We start from the raw sequence: 23,493 nt of genomic DNA, 5'->3' as shown, positions 1-23,493 counted from the left end.
CTTACCCCATCGCCTTTAACAATTTCGGTTCAGGTGCTGGCGGTTACAACTTCACCACTCCTGTCTTGTTTACCGGAGATGCGAGTGCTAACAGCGTGACTGGTACTGAGTTTGCTGACATCTTCAGCGGCGGTTCTGGTGCCGACATTTTCGACGGCGGTTTGGGTAACGACAGCATTTCCGGCGACGATGGTAATGACAGCCTCTTCGGCGGTGGCGGTAGCGATACTCTCAACGGCGGTATCGGGAATGACACTTTAATCGGTGGTGTGGGAACCAATGTTCTCGACGGCGGTGCTGGTTTGGATGTGTTTGTGTTCAGCGGAACTACTGCTGACGGCGGCGATTTTATTACCAATTACAGCACTGCTGAGGATCAAATTAACCTCGACAGCACTGGTTTTGCAGCCTTTACGACCGGATCTGGGCCTTTGGGTTCGAGTTTCTACGCTTACAGCAGCACAGTGTCTGATGTAACTGTGTTTGAAGCAACTTTAACCGGGCCGTCCATCATGGCTATCTACGACGGTTTGTCTACTAAGCTGTATTACGATAGCAACGGTTCTACGGTTGGTGGCAACAGTTTGTTTGCTACTGTCGATGTCAATTTGGGACCGACTGGTAATTCTGAATTGTTCTTGTTCTAAAAGGCAAGAATCCTAATCGGGATATCGGCGGTACGGTTAGGGACACGGCAAGCCGTGTTCCTACAATAAACAGGTAAGGACACAGTAATACTGTGTCCTTTTTTTTGTAATTGTTAAACAATTTAGTCGCTCTTTTTTGGCTAGGGAAATGGCATAGCCAAGTCCTTTTTTACGTTGTTGTCTAGGGTTAGAGTCGATCGCACTCGCGAGGGCTATTTCACCATCCAATCCGGTTTATTTTACCCGTTATATCCATTCCGGTTGATTAAACCGCAGAGGACACAGAGGATACAGAGAAAGGGGAGAGAGAGATGAATACAGGAGCCAACGGATTTGATATTACCCAAAATCAGGACACTGCGCCGTGCCGTTTCCCAACAATTAATCGGGCGGTGGTTAAATTTGTATTCATTCATCCCTCTCCTGTGCAAGTACAAACCTCCGTTTACTTTTTAATAGTAAATTGTCATAACTTTGATTTTAGTCAACAGCTTTTTTAACAATTAAGCGCAACGGCTAATGATAATTATTAATAAGCTTATGATAAAAATTTATAATTTAATGGTACGAGTGAAGCGGGCTATGCCCATCCTACAAATAAAGTTCTCGATCGCCCCAATATAAAATCTATGAGTACCGACTTATGTGCCCAAAATCCTTTATCGGTCTGTTTCACGGATGTGGAGGCGGCGGCAAATCGCTTGCAGGGCAAAGTTTTTAAGACACCGGTGCTGACTTCGGAAACTTTCAACAAACGCACAAATTCTCAGATATTTTTCAAGTGCGAGAACTTTCAGCGCACGGGTTCGTTTAAATTTCGGGGTGCTTGCAATGCTTTGATGCAGATATCTGAAGCCGAAAAACAGCGGGGAGTGCTGACTTTTTCTTCGGGAAATCACGCGCAGGCGATCGCCCTGGCGGGACAGTTGTTGGGAATTCCTACAACTGTGGTGATGCCGGCAGACGCGCCAAAAGTCAAGCAAGAAGCGACTCGCGGCTACGGCGCAGAGATTATTTTGTACGATCGCACTCAAGTTTCCCGCGAAGAGTTGACCGCTAAAATTGGCGCCGAACGGCACTTGACAATTATTCCTCCTTACGATCATGCGTGGGTGATTGCGGGACAAGGTACGGCTGCGCTGGAATTAATCGCAGAAGTTGGGGAGTTGGATTTGCTGTTAGTTTGTTGCGGTGGCGGGGGTTTGCTGTCGGGATGCGCGATCGCGACAAAAACTTTGTCTCCGCAGTGTAAGGTAATAGGAGTAGAACCGGAACAAGCAGACGATGCGGCGCGATCGTTCCGCACGAAAACGCTACAAACTGTTACTAACCCGGATACGATTGCTGACGGTGCGCGCACGCCATCTTTGGGGAAATTAACCTTTCCTTTGGTGCTGCATTATGTTGATGATATGGCAACAGTTTCAGAAGAGGCAATTCGCCAGACAATGTTTTTTATGTGGGAACGCATGAAGATAGTTGTGGAACCGACGGGAGTGTTAGCAGCGGCGGGTTTGCTGTCAGGTGTTGTGCAGGCTAAAAATGCTCGGATTGGCGTGATTGTCAGTGGAGGAAATGTCGATTTGAGGGAAGTCAATCGATTTTAGATTTTAGATTGAATAATTTATGTAGCAGCTTCTCTGATAAAATGCTTGCACAGCAAACTTTGATAACACAGCACAATGTCTTCAGAAACAAACTCAGCGGCTCAATCTACAACTGGTGCAGATGCGATCGATGTTGCGATCGCCTCTGGAATCGACTTTGACGGTACTCCGATTCCGCAAGCAAAATTAGACCTCTATCAGCAAGTGATGGGATTAGAAGCCGGCAGACAGCGCAGTGGCGTGTCAAATACCATGCGATCGCGCATTGTCCGAATCGGTGTCAAACATCTGCCTCAAAGCGAGCTCGATAAAATGCTCGTTGCTGCAGACTTCGCCCCGCTGAAAGATAAAGAAGTTGCATTTTATTACGGCGGAAAGTAAAAATTATCTACCCTTTTAGACAGATGAACAGTCATCTCTGGATCGGTCAAACTTGGGACAAATCCTAGCAGAGGGTCAGTGTATGAATACTAACGGTAGTACAGTCATTAGCAACCTCGAGTATGATTTGTTAACTGTTTTGCAAAACAAGTCTGAAGCTTTGAAAGCCTACGAAACTTACATGAAAGATGCTCGGGAAATGGGTTCTCAGCCTTGTGCTGACCTGTTTCAAAAATTGCAGCAAGCTGACATGGAACACACGAAGGAAATTCGGCAGCACCTTCAACAGGTAATGCAGCAAGGCAAGATGTAAAGCTGGTGCAACTAGCTCTGCAAGTTATGAGTTATTAAGTTATGACTTAAGTAGTAGCAGCGATCGGTTAAAGAGTTTGGGTTCACAACTCATCTTCAATGCCTTAAACTCTTTATCTACCAAGCGCTCAAAACATTAATCGGATCGCTCAACCAATGTCGCTGAGAACTCTTAATTTATAACTAGCAACTCGTGAACCCACTTCTTGAAATTTGAGGTAAGGGTAAGGACTTAGGCTTTGCTTAAGTCCTTATCTATCTAGCCGTACAGATTATAAAATCTCCGGTTTCAAAGCTCGTTCCATCAGCGATAAAACGGCTTGTTCGGCAGTAATTTCACCATTTAATAAGCGATAAACTTGGCGAGAAACAGGCACTTCAATGCCGCGTTGATTAGCTAAATCAATCAACACATTAGTAGTATTGACTCCCTCAGCAGTGCTCTGTAATTCATGCAAAATTTGCTCTAAAGATTTGCCTTCAGCTAATCCGAAACCAACCCGATAATTACGCGATAAAGGACTGTTGCAAGTAGCGAGCAAATCTCCTAAACCAGACAAACCGTAAAAAGTTTCTGCGCGAGCTCCCAAACGAACTCCCACCCGAATCATTTCCGGCAAAGCGCGAGTCAGCAAAGCAGATTTAGCATTAGTTCCTAATTGTAAACCGTCGCAAACACCAGCGGCGATCGCAAATACATTTTTCAAAGTTCCACCTAACTCAGTTCCCAGCGGGTCTTCATTCACATAAACCCGAAAAATATCAGAACTGTAAATATTTTGCACTTGCTTGGCCGCCGCTAAATCCAAACTCGCTGCTACCGTTGCAGCCGGCAATCCCTGCTGAATTTCCTCGGAAAGATTGGGCCCGGAAAGTACCACAATTGAATTGTTAGGAAAAGCATTTTGCCAAATTTGAGACGGAGTGCGCGTACTCGCGGGGTCTAAACCTTTGGTGACAGTAACTATAATTGTACTGGGACTTAACTGTAAAGCCAAAAGTCGATCGACCGTTGCTCCAACTCCTTTCATCGAAACTGCCGAAACAACAACATCCGCACCTGTTATAACTGATTCTAGATTAAAAGAACTGCTGCGCGACCACAAATTAACTCGAGATCCTTTTTTGCCTCCCAGATTTGCCAGTGCTGAACCCCAAGCACCTCCGCCTAATATTGTCAAGCTTGCCATAGCATTTAGTTTAATGAATTTAACCGCAGATTAACACCGATAAATCACCGATAAATCATAGCAATCAATCTGCGTTAATCCGCGTGCATCTGCGGTTAACAAATCCTCACCCTACAAACGCGGCCGCAATCCATAATGACGGTAACGCCAATAATCGCGCAAAATGCGATCGTGATCGAAACATAATTGATCGGGAATCTGCCAAGATTCAAAAATCTGTAAATTTTTAGCATCGTCGGCGGCTTGAGGTTCCCCGGTTGCAGAAGCCAAGAATACAATACTGATAGTGTGTTCGCGGGCGTCGCGATTTGGGTCGGAATAAACGTAAAATTGCTCAATTAATTCTACATTCAAGCTTGTTTCTTCTAAAGCTTCGCGTTTTGCCGCCGCTTCTACCGATTCCCCGTAATCGACAAAGCCGCCGGGAATTGCCCAGCCGTAGGGAATATTGCGGCGTTCGATAAGTACGATCGGCCGATGGGGGCGATCGGCTAATTCGATGATAATATCAACTGTAGGAGTAGGATTGTGATAAGTCATACCATTTTAGATTAAAGAATTGAAGAATTTAACATCGTTGCACTTTAACTGTGGAACGGGCGCCAGAGACCGTTGCAGTTTAGCTGCAAAATGTGCGATCGACCTCACCTACAGTTCTACAATATACTTGCATATAATGTACGGATTGGGATCGCAGACAAAAAAGAGAGATTGAAAGTATGCCTAAGTGGCTGGGAAAAGTTTTAGGTATCGGTGCGGGTACAATCGTCCTCCTCGGTGCGACTGGATACTGGTACGTTTTTATTGCCGGAGCACCTCAGTTAGACCCTCCGAAAATAGTTGCTGATGCTGACTTAAATTTTCAACTCAAAACATATAAAAGTGCAGCTATGAATTCAGAGCGCACCTACGGCTTAATTTTGCCGCCTGGGTACGCAAAAAATCCCAAACAGCGCTATCCAGTCATTTTTTTGCTGCACGGCGGGCACGGAGACGCGCGCGCTTATCAGGACAAAGCTGCTGTTACTTCTGTGCTTCACGATTTATATAAAAGCAAAAGATTGCCGCCATCAATTGTAATTACTCCTGACGGGAACGACAAGCGGGGTACGAGTCCTTTGTGGGACCCGCAGTATTTTGACGGGCCCAACGGTAAGGTGGGAAGCGCGATCGGCTCCGAGTTAGTGTCGATCGTAAAATCGCGCTACAGAACGTTGGAAGACCCCAAATTCTGGGCAATGGGAGGACAATCTTCGGGGGGTTGGGGAGCTTTTAATATCGGTTTGCGCTACTTGAATAATTTTAATATTCTGTTCAGCCACAGCGGTTATTTTACAGATCAAAGCGGCAAGGCTAACAGTCCTAAATATTTAGTGGAAAAACTCCCTGTTAAAGATAAACAGCAGTTGCGCGCTTATTTGGATGCGGGGGAAGCAGACGAAAAATTTCTGATTTCCACGCAACAGTTTCACGATCAATTAAACAGTTTGGGTATAGCCAACGAGTTTAACAAATTTCCCGGAGGACACGGGATTGTTGGCCCGGATGTCGGTTGGAATTATTGGCACAAGCATTTAGCCGATTCTTTGAGCTATGTTGGAAAACAGTTTAAAATATCACTGGCAACACAGAAAAATTAGAAAGGTCAACAGTGTTACCCCAAACAACTAGGATTGGACTCTGGACTGCATCATTTTTAACCGGATTGGTAGGAGTTATTAACTTGCTGTCTGCTGTAACTCCCAGTTTACCCGATCGCCGAAATTGGTTGGAGCCGTTTTTTCCTTTTCCCGTGCGTGCGGGCGGTCATTTTTTTGCAGCAGTTATCGGATTTATGCTGCTAACTCTGGCGACTAATTTGTTGCGGCGCAAGCGGATTGCTTGGTTGCTGACGGTGGGATTGTTAATCGTTTCTATTGTAATTCATTTAGTCAAGGGATTGGATGTTGAAGAAAGCTTGCTTTCTGGGGTACTGCTGTTTCATTTGTTGGTGATGCGGAAGACGTTTACAGCTAAATCAGATCGCCCTTCAATTGCTCAAGGAATAAGGGTTTTGGTGGGGGCTTTGCTGTTTACGCTGGCTTACGGAACGGCAGGTTTTTACATTCTGGATGGGGGTTTTAAAGTTAACGGACAAGCGGTTAATTTTGATTTAGACACAGCTTTGTTCCAGACTTTTGCCATGTTTTTTACGGCGGATAATGCGGGATTGGTTCCGAAAAATCGGTTTGCTAACTTTTTTGCAGATTCGATTTATGCTGTAGGTACAGTAACGCTTGGTTACGCACTTTTAATGCTGCTGCGGCCGGTATTGCTGCGAAATTCGGCAAGTATTTCGGAACGGAATAAAGCTAAAGAAGTTGTAGCAAAATATGGGCGGACAACCCTAGCGAGACTGGGGTTGCTTCCGGATAAATCTTATTATTTTAGTCCTTCAGGAAAAAGTACGATCGCCTACGTCCCGAAAGGTAGAGGTGCGATCGCTTTGGGAGACCCCATCGGACCTGCTGAAGACCGCAAAGAAGCAATTCTAGGGTTTCAAGAATTTTGCGATCGCAATGATTGGTATCCAGCATTTTATCAAACTTTGCCCCAGGATCTAGAAATGTATTATACTCTCGGTTTTCGAGCGGTGCAAATTGGCGAAGAAGCTATTGTTAATCTCAAAACTTTTACTCTCAAAGGCAAGAGCAATCAAAACTTGAGAACTGCTATCAACAGACTTACAAAAGCTGGTTATCAAATCGAATTTTACGAACCTCCTTTAAGTTCCGAATTGATGCGGCAAATGAAACTCGTGAGCGAAGAGTGGCTGCAAATGGTTCAGGGTGCCGAAAAAAAGTTTTCGGTGGGTTGGTTTGACGAGGCATATGTGCGGGAAACTCGCGCCGCAGCCATCCACACTCCCGACGGTAGAATTAGTGCTTTTGCTAATATGATATCGGCGGGAGATGGTGTAGTCGGAGTTGATTTAATGCGGCGCCGCACTGAGGTGGAAAATGGCACGATGGAGTGTTTGTTTGCTTCGATGTTGCAGCACTGTCAAGAATTGGGATATGAAGAATTTGATTTGGGTTTGTCGGCTTTGGCGGGAGTGGGAGAAGCCCAGAAATCCGGGCGGTTGGAAAAGGTTTTGATTTATCTTTCGGAGCACTTGAGCAAGTTTTATAATTTTAAGGGATTGCACAGTTTTAAAGATAAGTTTGGGCCGCGGTGGGAACCGCGTTATTTTGTTTATCCGAGTTTGGGAAGTTTGCCGGATGTTGTGGTTGCTTTGATTCGGGCTGATTCGGGCGATCGACTTTTGGATTATTTGCGCCCAGGAGGGTAGGCAATTTTGGATTTTAGATTGGGGAGGAATGACTGGTTCCCAGGCGTTTGCCGAAAGGTGCCGTTAACTGGTTCCCAGGCTCTGCCTTAACTGGTTCCCAGGATCTGCCTGGGAACCCATCTCTAGAGGCTCTGCCTCGGCTGGAAAATGGAGGCAAAGGCTCCGGATCTGCGTTCCCAGGCTAGATCCTGGGAACGAGCAATCAAAACATTCATGCTAAACCCCGAATTAGTACGCGCTGCTTTTGCAAAACCTCTGCATAAAGCTTTTCCAACTCAGTAATATTCTGACTGAGAGTGTATCGCTCCATCGCCCGTTGGCGTGCTTTTTGACCCAGCAGCATTCCCAACTCAGGATGATCGCAAAACAGCGGCAGCAAGGTTTGCAACTGACTCCGTACCCGCTGAGTGTTCAAAACTATCCCCGCACCTTCCTCCAATGCCTCGCCGTCAGCACCGGCATCCGTTGCCAAACAAGCTAAACCGCAGGCCATCGCTTCCAGCAGCGACAGCGACAGTCCCTCCACCAAAGAAGGCAAAATAAATACGTCTGCACCCCGCAGAATTTCTATTCGGCGTTCCTCCTCGGCAACAAATCCGAGCCACACAATGCCATCATCTTCGCCGTAAAACAGTTGCAGCGAGGCGGCTAGGGGCCCGTCGCCTACGATCGCCAATACGTTCCCAGGGCCAAAATTGCACTGTTTCCATGCCTTGAGCAAAGCCTCGACATTTTTCTCCTGGGCAATGCGGCCTTGGTAAACAAAAATTCGATCGGCCTTTAATTCCGACTTCAACCCCGAAGGCCCTGGAGAATATTTAACAGCATCCACGCCGTTGGGAATCACAGCCACCCGTTCCTGCGGCACTCCCAACTTCACCAATATATCCCGCTGAATTTGAGAAAAAACGATCGTCGAGTCGTAGTTCGCCAAAAACGGAGCGTACAGTTGATACATCAGGTGTTGGGTTCCCGATGTCAAATTCCGCAATTTGCGATCGAACGGCGGGTGAAAAGTCGCCACCAGAGGCAAATTCAATTCTTGACAAATTTCCGGCAGCAAAAAGTCTAGAGGCGAAAGCGTCAGGGAAGCGTGAACAACATCGGGTTTGAGCCGCCGCAGAGATTTCATCAGCACTGTGCGGGACTTGAGAGTGGGAATCGTATAAATTTGCGACTTGTAGTGACAGGGTAAAGAGACTTCGTTGCAACTGGCGGGCGAGAGCGAATTGGTATATGAGGTTTGAGCAATTCCCTTTCCCCATGAACTATTTGCCATGTTCCACCCCGTATTGTTCCTGTCCAGTGGGCCCGCTTCTTGGGCAAAGTGCAGGAAACTGACCTGGTATCCCCGGTCTAATAGTGCGTTGGTGACTTCCCTGGAGTAAGTGACGTTACCGCAAAAAGGTGATTTTTTTCCTAGCCAAGCGATGTGCATTCCAGTAAATCAGAGTTTGTTATTTTTTAGATTCGATCGACTTTGCTATTAGTGCTACGGGAAATATACCAGGTTAAGACACCCCCAGCGATCGCTAATCCTGCTAAACCCAAAAATACTGTCGGCAAACCCAGAAATGTTTCCGCTACCCCGGCCAAAGCCAACGGTAAACTCAAAGCGATATTAGTGGCATTGTTTTGCAGCCCGAAGACTTTTCCCCGCATTTCTTCTGGAGTTTCTGCTTGAATTGTAGTCTGCATCGGCACTCCCACCAATGAGGCAAATAAACCCAACAGGGTAATGAACAGCACCGAGAGCCACAAATGGTGTGTAAATGCAGAAAGGCCCATCAGAGCAAGTGCCATGCCGATCGATCCGATTAAACTCAGTTGGGAGTGAGAAAATTTATGGCCTAGATAGCCGACTGTCGCCGCCCCAGCAGCCATGCCAACGCCCACGGCCGCCAGCAAAAAGCCAAATTGCGATGCTTTCATACCGGGGAGGATTTCTGCCAGCCGAACTGCTAGAACTGCCAAGGCTGCAAAAATGGAAAATAGAATAATTAGTTGAATTAAAGCATTGCGGACTTTCGGTTGATCGTTGATGTAACGCAGGCCGTCTTGCAAATCTGCTAAGGGGTGGGGTGGTTCGTGTTCGACTTCGTTTTTTTCGCCTGTTTTCATCGACAGCAACAGCACTCCGGCGAAGGCGTAACTTCCGCCTACTACTAATTCTTTGCCGATGCCGAGTCCGCCGCCGAGGTTGGAAAATAAGGTGTCCGCTAAAGCTAGTAAGGGTTCTCCGACTGCAAAGCCAATAATCACCGACCCCATCATGGTTGTGGTGTAAAGGGAGTTGGCTGATAGCAGGTGGCGGCGTTCCACAATTAGGGGAATCACTGACTGTTCTGCTGGGGCGAAAAATTGAGTTAGAGTCGAAACAAGGAATGTCACTAGCAGCAGCAAGCAGAATCCGAGCGGCAATTGACCGAGTTCCCACCCGTCAGAGAGCCACAGCAGCACGGGCAATGTTAAAACAAAGCCTCCCCGCAGCAGGTTTGTGGCGACCAGCACTGCTTTTTTCGACCACCGATCGACATACACGCCTGCTGCAGCCCCGAACAGCACTGCGGGAATGGTAAAGGCGATCATGATTGCCGATACCCACCTGCTGATGGTTTGATCTGGTGCTTGAAAGCGGCTGGCTACGAGGGCGATCGTCAGTACGAGATAAACTTTATCTGCTAGTTGAGAAAAAACTTGCCCGCTCCACAATGCTAGAAAATTTGGGTTTTTAAGCACTGGCAGAAATCCCGTTTCTTTTTCGGGAGTTTCGGCTACTGCTTCCGAGTCTTCTGCTGCTTGCTCTGGTGTAGGAACCGGGGAGATTGCTTCGGATTGTGGGCTATTGCCGTTGGTTGACTCTGTTTCGGGAGTTGTGGGGTATTTATCCATTTCTGGGTCTGGGACGTTGCTCCATTGTCGATCGGCGGAGACGGGATAAGAGTCAAAATCTGGAAAATTTTCTCGTTCTTCCATCTTGTGCTGGGTCACAGCTAACACAGATATTCTCAAATCAGAATCGGACAGTCGCATCATAGGATTTGGGGTGGATGGCCTGGGATGGTGGAGGTTGGGGGGATGGGAATTTGAAATTGAGGTGTTAACCCCTAAGTTTATTAATAATCTCGTAACTTTATCTCTATCTATTATCTGATGTCGCAACAACCTTGAGAATTTACCTGAAATGGCCGGCTGGTTCGGGTATCCGGCAGGTTGGGGGTGCGATGTACGATCGCCCGTTCACCTATTTAAGTCAACACTCAAAATTTAAAACTCAAAACTCTCTAGGTAGGTGTCGATCGAGCTTCCCGAGCGAATCGTGCAACCTAAATGATACTGGGCATATTGCCGCAAAATATTTTCTACTGATACCCAAGTTGTCCGATCGGCAATCCCCTCTCCTAGTTCTGGACTAGCCAACTGTTGCAGCGCTGCTAATTCCTTAGCATTTATCTCAAAATTTGTCAAGTGCTTGCTGCTATTCGTTTGCCGGGAACGGGAGGCGGATTTGTACAAGCTACCGATTTCTGAAGAGAGTTCTGCCTCTAGGTTAGCTAGCTCGGGCAAGCTGAAGGTTCCCCCAGAGGGTATACTAAACCCGGTTTGCCAGTTCGGATCGGTGAAATTTGGGATGAGCGGCTGTCTGGTGGCGCAGCAAACTTGGACTTGGGGTGCGAGGCCGGCTAAGGCTAGCAGGTGAAAAATGCCGTGGCTGAGGTGGGCGACAAGCACGGCGGCGGATTCAATTTCTGTGCGATCGGACAAACGCTCCAAACGGCTCAAGTGTTCGCCCAGCAACCAAAAGAGTTCTTCTTGGGGCTCATCGGAAAGGGCGCTGGCGATCGCCAATTCGGCCAGATATTGCGCGGCGGAGAGTTTTCCGAAGTTGCGGCTCAAACCCGGATGGGATTGTACCGTGTCGGCTTGGGTAATTTTGTCGAGCGATCGGCCTTTGGCAATTAGCAATTCGTTAACGACAAATAACTCGCTTCTACCGCCGATGGTCGATCGTTGTTTGCGAACACCCGGTGCTACGGCTCGAATTAAGCCGAATTCCCGCGTCAAAATTGTCAGCACTCGATCGGATTCGCCGATGGGCGCACTCTTGAGATTGATTCCAGTTGCTTTGTAAGTTCGAGTCACTCGATTTTAGATTTTAGATTTTAGATTTTAGATTTACCAGGAAAGTAGCAAAAACAGTCCGCGACGCAGAACTTTTATTAGATACTCGTTACCAGGCAGAGCCTGGTAACGCAGATCCGGAGGCTCTGCCTCCTAATCCCAGCCGAGGCAGAGCCTCTAAATATGGATTCCCAGGCAGAGCCTTGGAACCAGTTAATTCCCCATTAGCCATGACCAATTAGGCCTTGCTAATAACTAATAACTAATGACTAATGACTTTTATCTAAATTATCGCGCTGGCGGAGTAATTCGGGGCCGCGAGAAGTCCCCAAACGAGTTGCCCCAGCTACTACCAAATCTAGAGCTTGTTCATGAGTACGAATTCCGCCGGCCGCTTTAATCCCAATCCGTCCCTTCGTAACTTCCTTTAGCAGTCGCACATCGTCAACTTTTGCCGGGCCAAAAAAGCCTGTGTTGGTTTTGATGTAAGCTACACCAGCTTCCATACAAATCTCAGCCGCTAATTGTTTTTCAGGATCGGAAAGGAGCGAACTTTCGATAATTGCTTTGATGGTGAGATTAGTTTCTTCGCAAATTTGGGCTAATTCCCGGTGGAATTCGTCGATTCTTCCAGCTTTCAACAATCCTAAGTTAACAGAGACATCTAACTCTACTGCTCCATTATCTGCAGCTTCTAGAGCTTCGTAAATTTTCACCGTTGAAGTCGAAGCACCGGTGGGAAAACCTATAACTGTACAGACTTTGGGACGTTTGCCGTGCAGCAGCTCAACTGCTTGTCTGACGTAGGCGGGATACACGCAAACTGTGACAAACCCAAATCTCTCTGCTTGTTGGCAACAGTATTCTACTTGCTCTGGCGTAGCGGTGGGGTCGATCAGGCCGTAGTCGATCAAGGGGGCAATATCGATGTCTGCCTGGTTTGCAGCCATTGCTGTTTTTTCTCCGAAGTAACTACTTCCTTATTATGTAGGGAATTTACCAATCTTCGACCGAAAGCAGCCCGGGTACAACCCCTCTGAATTCATCCGTGAGGTCGCTTTCTCCAATTCTCCAATGGATTGACTTTACTCCGGCCCCGACTGAGTACAAATACTCGATGTGCAGGTATTAACTCTGGTAGGAATTGGTTTACCAATTAATGTCAAAAAAATAATATTTTTGTATCTGCCTTTAGATACATTTTTTCTCTTTCTTTAGGTATACTTTGTTAAAAAGAGTTGCGGTAGAGCCTGCGCCAGCTATGCTATGGCAGAGCCTGGTAGCGTCTGCTGTTTTTACTCTTAGTAGTGCTTTAAAAATATAAAAGCCAGTGCCAAGCATGAATCATTTAGAACTCGAAAAAGAAATTGGGAAAATGGCTATAGCGATGATGAGTCGCAATAGTTTAATTGGTAAAGATTTGATTGCGGATCTCAGAGGGCGGCTGTCTGTTGACAGTTTAGCTGCTTTGATGATTGTCAGTATGGAGCGTTTGATTTGGTCTGACTGCGAGTCCGTGATCTGGAGTTTGAGTTATTTGATTCCTGCTGACGTGATGGAAGAAATTCGCCGGATTACTGCGCTGGTTGTCTGCCAGCGGTTGATGGGCAAGGGTTTTGTGTTGGGGAAAGATTTTAGTATTGATGGAACAGGCCAGTTGATGTTGGGTGAGAATGCTAAAACAGCGGTTGTGGTTGCTTGAATTGGGCAAGCAGAAGTTGGATCTATTAGCAGTATGAGATTTGCAGTTGGACTTTGGGCGCTCTAGCACTCTTTGTGTGACTGCAAACCTAATTTGGGATGCGGTAATAGTGGCGTGATTCCGGCTGATGTGAGATTCGCAGCAGCTTCAATAAGCGATGAGTGCGGTTAGCTAAAAGAGCTTTTTACTAGAGGAAAATAGTTAGTTTCGACAGCAAATTGTTGAGGTTGTTACTGGTCCTGTGTACGGGCAATCGCTATGTATCAAATGTTTCAGATTTTTAGTGGAATTACAGTTTTACTCCAGGTATGGTTTCATGTAGAATCATCCCTAAGATAGATACAAAATATTATGAACTTAATTCAAAACTTGGAAGCGGCTTGGTATTACCATCTGGGTTCGCGCCACCTCGAAGCTAACGATGATCATGGTGCTCTGGCAAACTTTAACAGAGCTTTGAAGTTGCAATCAGATCATTATAAGGCTTGGTTCGGTCGAGGTATGGCTCTAGGGAAATTAGAACGGCACTTAGAGGCGCTGAAGAGTTTTGATGAGGCCTTGGCGGTGGAGCCGAATGCGAGCTTTGGCTGGCACAACCGGGCTATTGCTTTAGGAAAGTTGGGCCGCTGGTTGGAGGCTCTCAACAGTTTTGATCGGGCTCTGGAGTTCAGTCCGTGTGCGGCGAGTATTTGGCACAACCGGGGACTGACACTGATCGATATGGGGCTTTACGAGAAGGCGGTTCTGAGTTTCGATCGCTCTTTAAATTTATACCCGGAGGCTGCTTGGGCGTGGTACAACCGAGGTAATGCCTTGTTGGAACTCAAGCTTTACTATCAGGCGCTCAACAGTTTTGACCGGGCGATCGAGTTTAACCCAGACGACGCAAAGGCTTGGTACAATCGCGGTATAGCTGCCCACTCAATGGGACTTTACAAACAAGCAGTAGCTAGTTTTAGCCGATCGATCGCTCTACAACCGGGCAGAGCCGAAGCTGTGGGCGAACGGAGAGTTGCGTTAGAGAAATTAGTAGGTTTAAATCAGAGAAATGCCAAGTTTACTCCCACATCTGAGCGTCCCTTGGAAGATTATTTAATTTGGTACAACCGGGGTGTGGAATTGGCGCGAAAAGGCTGCTACTCTGAGGCTATTGCTTGCTACGAAACAGTCTTAGAAATAAATCCTGATTTTGCTAACGCTTTTTACAATAAAGCTTGTTGTTATGCGCTACTGGGATTTGCTGATTTGGCCCTTGACAATTTGCAGCGGGCTGTTGAGTTGATCCCTAATTTATACCGAGAGCTAGCTTTAGCTGACTCTGATTTAAGCTGCATTTGGAAACAAGAACGTTTTGAAGCGCTAATCCAAGGTTGATTTTAAAAAAAAATAGCTCCCCCCATTGGCGAGCTATTTTTTTTGTGGCGCAAATTCGATCGCCCTCAAGAATATTTCTGCGATCTTTGCTATTGCACAGAAACTCGGATCGAGGGCTTGACCGGCCTCTTGGCAACTACGATTACCCGGTAGATGCCGGACTCGGGAAGTTGAGCAAAAGTTTGACCTTCACCTTGATCCAGGAGTTGTCCCGACGGAGATTCGATCGCCAGATCTAGATTTTTGTTGCTAGCTGTCACCCTAATTGTCTGTCCCTGCTTGCCTTGAACCGTGATCGGCTGGATTTGGTAGCCAGACATTTTAAGTTTGACTGTGGCTTGTTTTTCCCTGAAGGCTATGGGAATTGCGCGATCGGGCCTATAAGTCCACTTAGCGTTAAAATCGCGTCCGAGTACAAAGCTGGTGGTTTCACCTTTCGGGGTAACTCGCACGCGGTAGATGCCTGACTCTGGCAACTGGCCAACCCACTGATTGTCTGATTTTTCAATAACCCCCATATTTTCACCATTGGGACTGTACAGTTCGGCTGTCAGTTGTCCCGCCCACAGGGAGAGAGTGAGTTCTCGCCCTTTGATGCCTTCAAAAATATAGGTGGTGGGTTGGTTGATGGTTTCTCGGATTTCCGAGGTTGACATTCGCTCGATCGGTTCGAGGTTGGGAACTGATTCAGAGGTAACAGGTTTGTTAAGGGTTTCTGTAATTTCCGAGGCAGCCATCAGCTCGCTCGGCGCAATTTTGGGGGCTACTGGGCTGGCAAATACTGATTTTGCCGTCATCATGAGTAGCATTCCAGTCAGTAAAATTAGTTTTTTCATGTCGCACTTCCGAGGGGGGTAAGGAATTGTATATGGTTACTTGTGTTTGCCTGTTTTCACCGGATTAAATCGGGCGATCGCACAGAGGCTACAGGAGCATATAGGCTACTACTTAGCTCCCGTACTTGCACAAAACCTGCGGGTAGCAAGTTGGCAGTGCGGGAGCTAAGTAGTAGCCTTAGTTTGTCGGGACATTTTAATGATACTCCTTACGCATAATATCATCAAAGAATATTAGTAATTTGGTCTAGGAAAATTAAAGCTTTTTCCGAGGATCTTCTTGCTAAAGAAATGCCCATACCTAAAAAACGCGGTGTCTGGGGTTCAGGCTCTGCCTTGCTACTAGAAAGCCGGTAGCACCCCCACGGGGTGACAGCCCCTAGTTTTACTTTGTTTTTAACGAGCGCCTAATTATCTAGGGCGCTGCAAACCCCACCTTACCATATTTGTAGCGTGTTAAACTCTTTTTTCCGTAAGTTTTGAACCTGTTTATTTGGAGGGCGGATTTAGTTATTTTTTCCGATCAAAACGAGTTAATAACTCCAAAATCCGCCCTCCCACCTGATGTTAATTCATCTTACGAACCTGCCAGGATTTTTAGGTAAGCTTGTACTGTGTTGAACAAACCCATTTCTAGGGCTTCCGCAATTAAAGCATGACCAATTGATACTTCTAGTATATCAGGAATAGAGCAAAATTTAGCTAAGTTTTGCAAATTTAAATCATGTCCGGCATTCACTCCCAAACCTGCTGCTTGGGCGGCTTGAGCGGCTAAAACATATTGTTGAAAAACAAGCTCTACTCTACCTTCGCGAAAAGCACTCGCGTAGGGTTCCGTGTACAATTCTACTCTATCGGCTCCAACTTCTTTTGCTAGCGGCATGAGAGCAGCATCTGCGTCCATAAATAAGCTGACTCTGATGCCATTGTATTTTAATTTTTCAATGATTGGTAAGAGGCGATCGCGATTTTCGGGAATATTCCAACCGCTATCCGATGTTAGCACGTCGGGAGCGTCCGGGACTAAGGTACACTGAGCCGGTTTTACGTCGCAAACTATATCCATAAATGGCGGCTGAAACGGATTTCCTTCGATGTTAAACTCAACGGTTAGCATTTTAGCTAATTCGTAAACATCGGCAGCTTTGATGTGCCTTTCGTCGGGGCGGGGATGGACGGTAACGCCGTGAGCTCCGGCAGCAATTACTGTTTTTGCGGCTTCGGTAACGCTGGGGATGCCGATATTTCGAGAGTTTCTGAGGAGGGCGATTCTGTTGATGTTGACGCTGAGTTTTGTCACGGGATGTTACTCTTTAAGGTTGATGCTACTATATTAATCGCTTTCGGTACGAAACTTTGAGCCTATGGCGGTAGTGTTGGGGTGTTATCCAAGTAAAAATTAGCTTCTGCAAGCGGTAAACTTTCTGCAAAAAAAACCTCAGCTATTTGCTGTTTTGCTGCCAAATCTTCAAGATTGGTAACGCAGAAAAGTGGTGCGACGCGATCGACTATTTCGGGCGGAAAATCTCGGCTGAAATATTTTAGTCCAAAGTCGTATCTGTGGGGACGGTAAATCATGCCCAGTAGTTCGACTAAGGGTAGAAGCGTCCAATTGTGATAGTTGCCGATCGCATCTACTAAATGTTGGCGATAAATCTCTTTTTTTACTAGAGGTTGCAGCAAATCAAAAACGATTTTAATTTCGTTAAATCGGGTTTGCATTTGGGATAAATGCTGGTTTTTATCCAAAGGTGGCGGTACAATTAGATTAGCTTTGTCAAAGGCGATCGCGACTTGTCCGTGTCTCTCTATTTCCAAAAAATCGTTGCGGCTGGTGCGCCGGAAAACGGCAAAATCAATTAGCAAAAATGGCGGGGTTTCTTTGATCCGCCAGAAGCACTGCGATTGACCGTGCCAAGCGGGTTCGGTAACTCGATATTTGAGTTCTATTTCGCCAATTTCTGCGAGGGTTTTTTCAACAATATCAAATGTTTCTTCCACGCAGTTATCTTCAACCACAACGGCAATATCGAGGTCTGACCACTCGTCTGTGTATCCGTGGGCTGCTGAACCTCCTTGCCACAAAGCGAGAACAAAATCTAAAGGTTGTAAGGTAGAAACAATCTTTTCGAGAATGATTTGTCTCATGGAATCAAGCTATACTGTTTGTTTTCCCTGGCTTGCACAAGTTTAACAAACGATCGCGTGTTGAGATTGCTCCGCGACAGTTCTCCGAGCAGTTGCTAATGCTTCCGGTTGTGTACTGCTGCCAAAAATTACACGGGAAGCTGCAAGGGAAAGTGGCAATCTTTGGGAAAGCGCGATCGCCCGCGATTGAAAATCAATCTTAAATTGTCAGAATCAGAAACTTGTCCGCTGTCCGGTAACATGAGAAAGGATTAATTTTTAACAGCGCGGCATGGCTACTATTTGGGAACTCGACTTTTACAGCCGTCCAATCATAGACGAGCGAGAGAAAAAAAAATGGGAAGTGTTGATCTGCGAAAGCCCGCTGAATGTAGGCGACAAGGCCGAATCTCTGTTTCGCTACTCGCAATTCTGCTCCAGTTCTACCGTGAATTCCCTGTGGCTGGCGGGTGCAATTAAAGAGGCGATCGCCGCAGCACCGAAACGACCCGAAAAAATCCGCTTTTTCCGCCGCCAAATGGCGAACATGATTACCAAAGCCTGCGATGACTTGGACATCCCCGCCGCCTGCAGCCGCCGCACCCTCGCCCTCAGCCTGTGGCTGGAAGAACGGATGCAAAACGTTTATCCCGCCGAACCGGGCTATCAACCGGTTGTGAACCCAAGTGTTCAATTTATACCCGAAACGCCAGTTGCCCTGCCGGATGCTTTAATCGGCGAAAAATGGGCGTTTGTGAGTTTGCCGATCGCAGCTTTTGACGAAATGTCCGAGTGGGATATCGGATTTGGCGAAGCTTTCGGCCTGCCGATGACACGCCTCGCCCCAGAAACGCAAATTCCGGGACTAATTATCTACTCGTCGAGAGCAACGGCTTTGGCAGGTTGGATGTCGGGGTTGGAGTTGGCTTTTCTGAAATTTGAGAGCGGCCCACCTGCTAGGCTGGTATTAGATACGGGAGCTAACGATCGCTGGATTTTAGCTAATCTCAGAGACGCAGCAACTGAGAGAGAAGCGAAAGGATTTGAAGCCGCTAAAAAGCAAGCAAAAAAAGTACATTTCTTAGCAATTCAGTCAAATCCCGAATCGGAATCTTTTGCAGGATTTTGGCTGTTGCACGAACTAACTATTTAGTCGTTCGCTTGGCAATAACTGATATGTGGCAGCATTCTCAATCAAATTTAAGTAACCGGGTTTTTTTAGGAAAAATCTCGGCTTTCAGAGCTGAAATGCAGCAAGAAAGCCGGTTTCTGACCACAGCCAAAAACGGATACCGTGCCACGTACTCCTGTCGTGGAGAGATCAAAATTTTAGATTCTAGTTCAAGTTCCCAGATTCATCTGTGGAGTAAATCTAAAACCTAAAATCTAAAAGCTAAAATCGACTGGCGCGATTGGCAAGATGGAAACAATCACAAATGCGTACAATCTTTTTATCGCCCATTCCAGCAGTTTCCCCAAAGAATCTAAATGTAGACCCGTGCACCCAATCCATATCCAGTAAGTTATTGCCAATTCTTTAATCGAAAATCGAAAATCGAAAATCGAATCGCCCATTACCAACCACCCAGAACAATGACCAATCACCAATCAGCAGAACAACTGTTAGAACTAGCCACCAAAGCAGGTGCAGAAGCTGCTGAGGTATTGGAATCGCAATCGCTCTCACGGCCGGTCTTTTTTGAAGCAAACCGCCTCAAACAGCTAGAAACCGCCCAAGCAGAAGGCATTGCACTGCGGCTGTGGCGGGATGGGCGGCCCGGTTTGGCGGTGGCCTACGGGCCTGTGGAACTACAAATTTTGGTGGACAGAGCGATCGCGCTTTCGCAACTTAACGAACCGGAAACCATCGAACTCGGCACCGGTGAGAAAGTTGTTTATCCCGATCTCGGAGTGTCAGTGTCGGCCGAACAGCTAGTAAACTGGGGCAAAGAGGCGATCGCGATCGTCCGCGAAGCCTATCCAGAAAGCCTCTGCACCGCCGAACTCGACTGCGAAATCGAGAGTACCCGCTTGGTGAACACCAAAGGTTTAGATTCGAGTCACACCGACACTACCCTCAGCGGTTACTTATCAGCAGAATTAGTGCGGGGCGAAGATTTCCTCAACATTTGGGAAGGCGAAACCGAACGCGGTACTCTCGACTTAAACACCAGCGCCAAGCGGGTTTTGCAACGTTTGGAATGGGCGAAAGACAATGTAGCACCCCCCACGGGCCGCGTGCCGGTGCTATTTACAGCCAAAGCAGCCGATTTACTGTGGGGGACTGTGTGTGCCGCGTTGAACGGCAAACAGGTACTCGAAGGCGCTTCGCCTTGGAACGATCGATTAGGCCAACAAGTGACATCGCCGCTTGTCACCCTCTCGCAGCAGCCGGATATCGGGCCCTATAGCTGTCCTTTTGACGACGAAGGTACTCCCACTCGGGCGATCGTGTTTATCAACAGCGGAGTGTTGCAGCTATTTTATACCGATCGCACCACCGGTCGAGCCTTGGGTAGCGGCACCACCGGCAACGGATTTCGCCCGGGTTTAGGCAGCTATCCGACGCCGAGTTTGTTCAATGTTTTGATTAAACCAGGTTCGCTGTCGCTACTCGATTTAATCGCTCAATTAGACGACGGAATTGTAGTCGATCAAATGCTTGGTGGGAGTGCCGGAATTTCCGGCGATTTTTCAATTAACGTCGATCTCGGCTACCGAGTCAAAAAAGGTCAAATAGTCGGCAGAATTAAAGACACAATGGTAGCCGGAAACGTTTACAGCGTCCTCAAACAATTAGTAGAATTGGGAGGAGACTCCGAGTGGAACGGTTCTTGCCACACACCATCTCTAATTGTAGAGGGATTGTCCGTCATCGGCAAGAATTAAAAGCCGTTGGCAGTTGTTAGTTGTTAGTAGTCATCAATCATCAGTTAACAGTCAACAGTCACCAATTCCCAATTCCCACACATAATATGCGTATTTGTTTTATCGGCGATTCTTTTGTAAACGGTACTGGCGATCCAAAATGTCTCGGTTGGACAGGACGGATTTGCGCTGCCGCTTGCGGACAAGGACACGATATTACCTACTACAATTTAGGAATAAGGGGAGAAACCAGTGCCGATATAGAAACTCGTTGGTTTAGCGAAGTTTCTTGCCGCTTACCTCACTACAGCGACGGTCGAATCGTATTTTCCTTTGGCGTCAATGACACTCACCTAGAAAAAGAAAAAAATCGCATAGAAGTTGAGAAATCAATTGAAAATGCCCGAGCTATTCTCACGTCAGCTAAAGAAATATTTCCATTATTAATGGTAGGGCCACCGCCAGTTATCGATGCCGATCGCACAAGCCGGATTGCCAACTTATCCGAACAGTTTTCTCAAGTTTGCAGCGAGTTAAACGTGCCCTATCTAGATGTTTGCACCCCGCTGCAAAAATCGGAAATTTGGAAAAAAGAACTTACCGAAAACGATGGCTCCCATCCCGGTGCCGCCGGTTACGCTGAATTGGCTAAAATAGTTCACAATTGGAGCGGTTGGAAGGCTTGGTTTAAAAATATCAATATATCAGACCAAGAAACAGTAACGCTGTTCCGAGCAGTCGGAAAAAAAGAAATGGAACTGATTAAAGAAAGCGATTTTATGGAATTTCCGCCGCGCTTATCTTTTCAGCCTACTTTTTATCCCGTGCTTCAAAAAGCCTATGCCATACAAGTCGCGCGAGATTGGAATACAAAAGATGCAGCTTCGGGATATTTCGGCTATGTTACCTGCTTTCGAGTGGCGGCAGAATTCTTAAAAAAATATCCGGTTCAAACTGTCGGCAGTTCGATTCATCAAGAATATTGGATTCCGGCAGAAGAATTGGTAGAATTTAATCGCAATATAGTTGGTAAAATTGAAATTTTTGCTGAATATCAACCCTAAACTAGGAGCGAAAGATGCTAGAATTTAATCAATTTTAAGTAGTGAGTTTTGACCGCTACGGCACTCTGATAGATGGGGAAAGGGGAATACTGCTAGTCTTGACACAATTGCTGTCAAGTCGCGAAAGAGATTTGGGTAAATCGGCGACACGACAAAACAGGATTTGGGGCGACACTACCTGCCAGTGGCCAGCCCGACTTGGAAGTAGCGGATTTGAAAACATTGGTGGAGGCTATAGGGTAAAAAAATCGCCGATTAACGCAGATTTATAAAATTCATTTGCGTTAATCTGCGTGCATCTGCGGTTAAAAAATCCATCCAATCCTAAATGAAAGCGAAATTATGTGCTGCAAACCGAGAGAAAATTCTATGATTGGACAAATTTGCTCTATTTTCCCACAAACTCAGTACCAGCGAGATTGCCGTTAACAGAGTCGAAGAAGTTGAAAATTTCGATGTCGTTAGCTGGAGGAGCAAGCCTTATAAAAAATTTCGGAATAACTCCTGAAGTCCTGCGGTTTTTACTTCTTCGACGTTGGCACCAATCCGTTGATAGAACCTATTGTCATACGTTACAGGATTTGAACCTCCTTGAATAGAGAATATAACTACAGCTTTTTGATAATAATTTATCAATCTGATACTTTTACCAATGCGATCTTTTACAGATTGCTCAATGGGTTGAGACTGTACTTGTTGTATCAGCCATCTAAAGAAATTATCAAGATTTCCTTGAAGTCTGACAGATTCGTGTTCTATTCCAGTAATCCAAAAATTTCCATATTCTCTACTTGGAATACGGTATAAGTTTTCTACCCTCTTGGCAGTGGCTTCAGTATCTGCAACCCCAACACATACATAACCCATCGCTTTAGGCGAATGATTAGCCATAGCAGTAAGAGTTTTTATTATCTTATCGAAGCTATCTTGATCGAAATCTCCTCTTCCATCTAGCTTCGTAAAACCTTGCTTAAAATCATAAAGAGTTTGCTCAATTTTAGACTGTGTGAGTAACGTTTCAAACTCGGTCAACCAACTATCAGTAGCAGGATCTATTGTTTCTCTAACTTTAAAGGTATTGCTGATCATACCTTTCACAGCCGATATATTTTTATTCTTGCTAGTAGCACTCCAGTTACCACCTCTAGTAATCTTGATGTACTCTCCTATATTCGTCAATTTAGTAATGAGTTCTGGGGAATTTATAACTTCCATATTGTCAACAAACATTAGTTCATAAAAACTCAAAAAAATTACTTGAAAATAACGCGGAAGACTTTGAATATTTGGTTGTTCAAATATCAATTCACTGAACTTACATCCCGACTCTTGCAATACTTTGCGAATCTGGTCATATACCTTGACAAAGCGTTTTCTGATTGTATCGGAATTGACTTTCTGAAGGGCTCTTTCTATTTCCTCTTGCTTAGAGCTTTCCTTTAAACCATAAAACTCGTCTAGCACATCAGAACTGCTTCTCGGCACTTCTGGGTATAATGCCATATATGCAACAATATCAGCTACTATCTCTTCATCCTTAGATTCTCTTACCATTTCCTTAGTTAAAATATTATTTTTCATCCAGAAAATGTTATCAATTTTTATGCCATATTCTAGTTGTTTATTGGTAATACTTATAGTTTTCATGTCGTTGAGAAGCAGTATATCTGAAGCCGAGGTATCAGTTCTTATTTCACTAGATATCTTTCGGACTAGATCGGGATAGTAAGCTGTTGCTCCGGATGCTCTAAGTTCTTGCCTCGATAGATATTTACCATTTGAGTTAATCCTTCTAAATACCTCATCAATTTTTTCCTCAGCATCAAAGGAGTAAACGGAAAGAGGTAACACATAACGTAATTGCTCAACCCCCTTGACAAGAGAACGAGATAGACATTAGATAGAGGAATGAAAAAACTCCCTGACCTAAAA

General features: G+C 46.0%; 21 protein-coding genes. 11 read left to right on the top strand and 10 right to left on the bottom strand.

Annotated elements, in window-relative coordinates:
• From QUA33_RS21590 to QUA33_RS21575, 4 genes are all read left to right on the top strand, one after another.
• Positions 1-647: calcium-binding protein (locus QUA33_RS21590; RefSeq protein ID WP_445243271.1), on the top strand; the 647-nt coding region annotated here is incomplete at its 5' end.
• Positions 648-1,276: 629 nt separating this feature from the next.
• Positions 1,277-2,254 carry a threo-3-hydroxy-L-aspartate ammonia-lyase gene (locus tag QUA33_RS21585; protein WP_333151031.1) on the top strand — a complete coding sequence of 326 codons (978 nt, stop codon included), beginning with the start codon at positions 1,277-1,279 and terminating at the stop codon, positions 2,252-2,254.
• A 75-nt stretch (positions 2,255-2,329) separates the two neighbouring features.
• Positions 2,330-2,635, top strand: coding sequence for a small RNA NsiR4-regulated ssr1528 family protein (locus QUA33_RS21580; RefSeq protein WP_333069813.1), 306 nt, complete (start codon positions 2,330-2,332; stop codon positions 2,633-2,635).
• A gap of 82 nt (positions 2,636-2,717) precedes the next feature.
• Positions 2,718-2,948, top strand: a complete 231-nt coding sequence (locus tag QUA33_RS21575) for a hypothetical protein (protein WP_333095705.1) — start codon at positions 2,718-2,720, stop codon at positions 2,946-2,948.
• Between the two features lie 271 nt (positions 2,949-3,219).
• Here the strand turns inward: QUA33_RS21575 and QUA33_RS21570 are convergent, their stop codons facing one another.
• Positions 3,220-4,137, bottom strand: a complete 918-nt coding sequence (locus QUA33_RS21570) for an NAD(P)H-dependent glycerol-3-phosphate dehydrogenase (protein ID WP_333095706.1) — start codon at positions 4,135-4,137, stop codon at positions 3,220-3,222.
• Between the two features lie 111 nt (positions 4,138-4,248).
• Positions 4,249-4,677 (bottom strand): NUDIX hydrolase, encoded by a 429-nt coding sequence (locus tag QUA33_RS21565; protein WP_333151029.1) that lies wholly within the window; start codon positions 4,675-4,677, stop codon positions 4,249-4,251.
• A gap of 179 nt (positions 4,678-4,856) precedes the next feature.
• On the opposite strand from QUA33_RS21565, the gene QUA33_RS21560 reads away from it, so the two are divergent.
• Together QUA33_RS21560 and QUA33_RS21555 are read left to right on the top strand one after the other, a co-directional pair.
• Positions 4,857-5,777: an alpha/beta hydrolase-fold protein gene (locus QUA33_RS21560; RefSeq protein ID WP_333151027.1), complete on the top strand. Its 921-nt coding sequence runs from the start codon at positions 4,857-4,859 to the stop codon at positions 5,775-5,777.
• 11 nt (positions 5,778-5,788) lie between these two features.
• Entirely contained in the window at positions 5,789-7,468 is a 1,680-nt protein-coding gene (locus QUA33_RS21555; RefSeq protein WP_333151025.1) for a phosphatidylglycerol lysyltransferase domain-containing protein, read from the top strand.
• Between the two features lie 211 nt (positions 7,469-7,679).
• On the opposite strand, the gene QUA33_RS21550 is transcribed toward QUA33_RS21555, so the two are convergent.
• The 4 genes from QUA33_RS21550 to deoC all read right to left on the bottom strand — a co-directional run bounded on the left by QUA33_RS21550 (position 7,680) and on the right by deoC (position 12,540).
• Positions 7,680-8,906 carry a glycosyltransferase family 4 protein gene (locus QUA33_RS21550; protein WP_333095711.1) on the bottom strand — a complete coding sequence of 409 codons (1,227 nt, stop codon included), beginning with the start codon at positions 8,904-8,906 and terminating at the stop codon, positions 7,680-7,682.
• A 26-nt stretch (positions 8,907-8,932) separates the two neighbouring features.
• Positions 8,933-10,504 carry an MFS transporter gene (locus tag QUA33_RS21545; protein WP_333151023.1) on the bottom strand — a complete coding sequence of 524 codons (1,572 nt, stop codon included), beginning with the start codon at positions 10,502-10,504 and terminating at the stop codon, positions 8,933-8,935.
• Positions 10,505-10,735: 231 nt separating this feature from the next.
• Positions 10,736-11,611 (bottom strand): DNA repair protein RecO, encoded by an 876-nt coding sequence (gene recO / locus QUA33_RS21540; protein WP_333151021.1) that lies wholly within the window; start codon positions 11,609-11,611, stop codon positions 10,736-10,738.
• A gap of 248 nt (positions 11,612-11,859) precedes the next feature.
• A complete protein-coding gene (deoC, locus tag QUA33_RS21535) occupies positions 11,860-12,540 on the bottom strand; it encodes a deoxyribose-phosphate aldolase (RefSeq protein WP_333076519.1) in 681 nt (226 codons plus the stop codon).
• Between the two features lie 389 nt (positions 12,541-12,929).
• Here deoC and QUA33_RS21530 point away from each other — a divergent pair, with 389 nt between their 5' ends.
• Both QUA33_RS21530 and QUA33_RS21525 read left to right on the top strand, forming a co-directional pair.
• Positions 12,930-13,292: a hypothetical protein gene (locus QUA33_RS21530; RefSeq protein WP_333095755.1), complete on the top strand. Its 363-nt coding sequence runs from the start codon at positions 12,930-12,932 to the stop codon at positions 13,290-13,292.
• A gap of 351 nt (positions 13,293-13,643) precedes the next feature.
• Complete coding sequence (locus tag QUA33_RS21525; protein WP_333151019.1) at positions 13,644-14,666, top strand: tetratricopeptide repeat protein; 1,023 nt, start codon at positions 13,644-13,646, stop codon at positions 14,664-14,666.
• Positions 14,667-14,755: 89 nt separating this feature from the next.
• On the opposite strand, the gene QUA33_RS21520 is transcribed toward QUA33_RS21525, so the two are convergent.
• The 3 genes from QUA33_RS21520 to QUA33_RS21510 form a co-directional block, all read right to left on the bottom strand.
• A complete protein-coding gene (locus tag QUA33_RS21520; protein ID WP_333151017.1) occupies positions 14,756-15,502 on the bottom strand; it encodes a hypothetical protein in 747 nt (248 codons plus the stop codon).
• A gap of 577 nt (positions 15,503-16,079) precedes the next feature.
• Complete coding sequence (locus QUA33_RS21515; RefSeq protein WP_333095719.1) at positions 16,080-16,802, bottom strand: pyridoxine 5'-phosphate synthase; 723 nt, start codon at positions 16,800-16,802, stop codon at positions 16,080-16,082.
• Positions 16,803-16,864: 62 nt separating this feature from the next.
• Positions 16,865-17,650 carry a nucleotidyltransferase domain-containing protein gene (locus QUA33_RS21510; protein ID WP_333151015.1) on the bottom strand — a complete coding sequence of 262 codons (786 nt, stop codon included), beginning with the start codon at positions 17,648-17,650 and terminating at the stop codon, positions 16,865-16,867.
• A gap of 271 nt (positions 17,651-17,921) precedes the next feature.
• On the opposite strand from QUA33_RS21510, the gene QUA33_RS21505 reads away from it, so the two are divergent.
• The 3 genes from QUA33_RS21505 (at position 17,922) to QUA33_RS21495 (ending at position 21,561) form a co-directional block, all read left to right on the top strand.
• Entirely contained in the window at positions 17,922-18,782 is an 861-nt protein-coding gene (locus tag QUA33_RS21505; protein ID WP_333095723.1) for a Tab2/Atab2 family RNA-binding protein, read from the top strand.
• A 440-nt stretch (positions 18,783-19,222) separates the two neighbouring features.
• Complete coding sequence (locus QUA33_RS21500; protein WP_333095724.1) at positions 19,223-20,518, top strand: TldD/PmbA family protein; 1,296 nt, start codon at positions 19,223-19,225, stop codon at positions 20,516-20,518.
• Positions 20,519-20,604: 86 nt separating this feature from the next.
• Complete coding sequence (locus QUA33_RS21495) at positions 20,605-21,561, top strand: GDSL-type esterase/lipase family protein (RefSeq protein ID WP_333151014.1); 957 nt, start codon at positions 20,605-20,607, stop codon at positions 21,559-21,561.
• 480 nt (positions 21,562-22,041) lie between these two features.
• On the opposite strand, the gene QUA33_RS21490 is transcribed toward QUA33_RS21495, so the two are convergent.
• Positions 22,042-23,412, bottom strand: a complete 1,371-nt coding sequence (locus QUA33_RS21490; protein WP_333151012.1) for an RNA-binding domain-containing protein — start codon at positions 23,410-23,412, stop codon at positions 22,042-22,044.
• Positions 23,413-23,493 lie beyond the last annotated feature (81 nt).

The sequence above is a fragment of the Microcoleus sp. Pol14D4 genome, assembly GCF_036701245.1.
Classification (GTDB): Bacteria; Cyanobacteriota; Cyanobacteriia; order Cyanobacteriales; family Microcoleaceae; genus Microcoleus.
The sequence above is the reverse complement of the archived record's forward strand: the minus strand, read 5'-3'. Positions and strand labels throughout refer to the sequence as shown.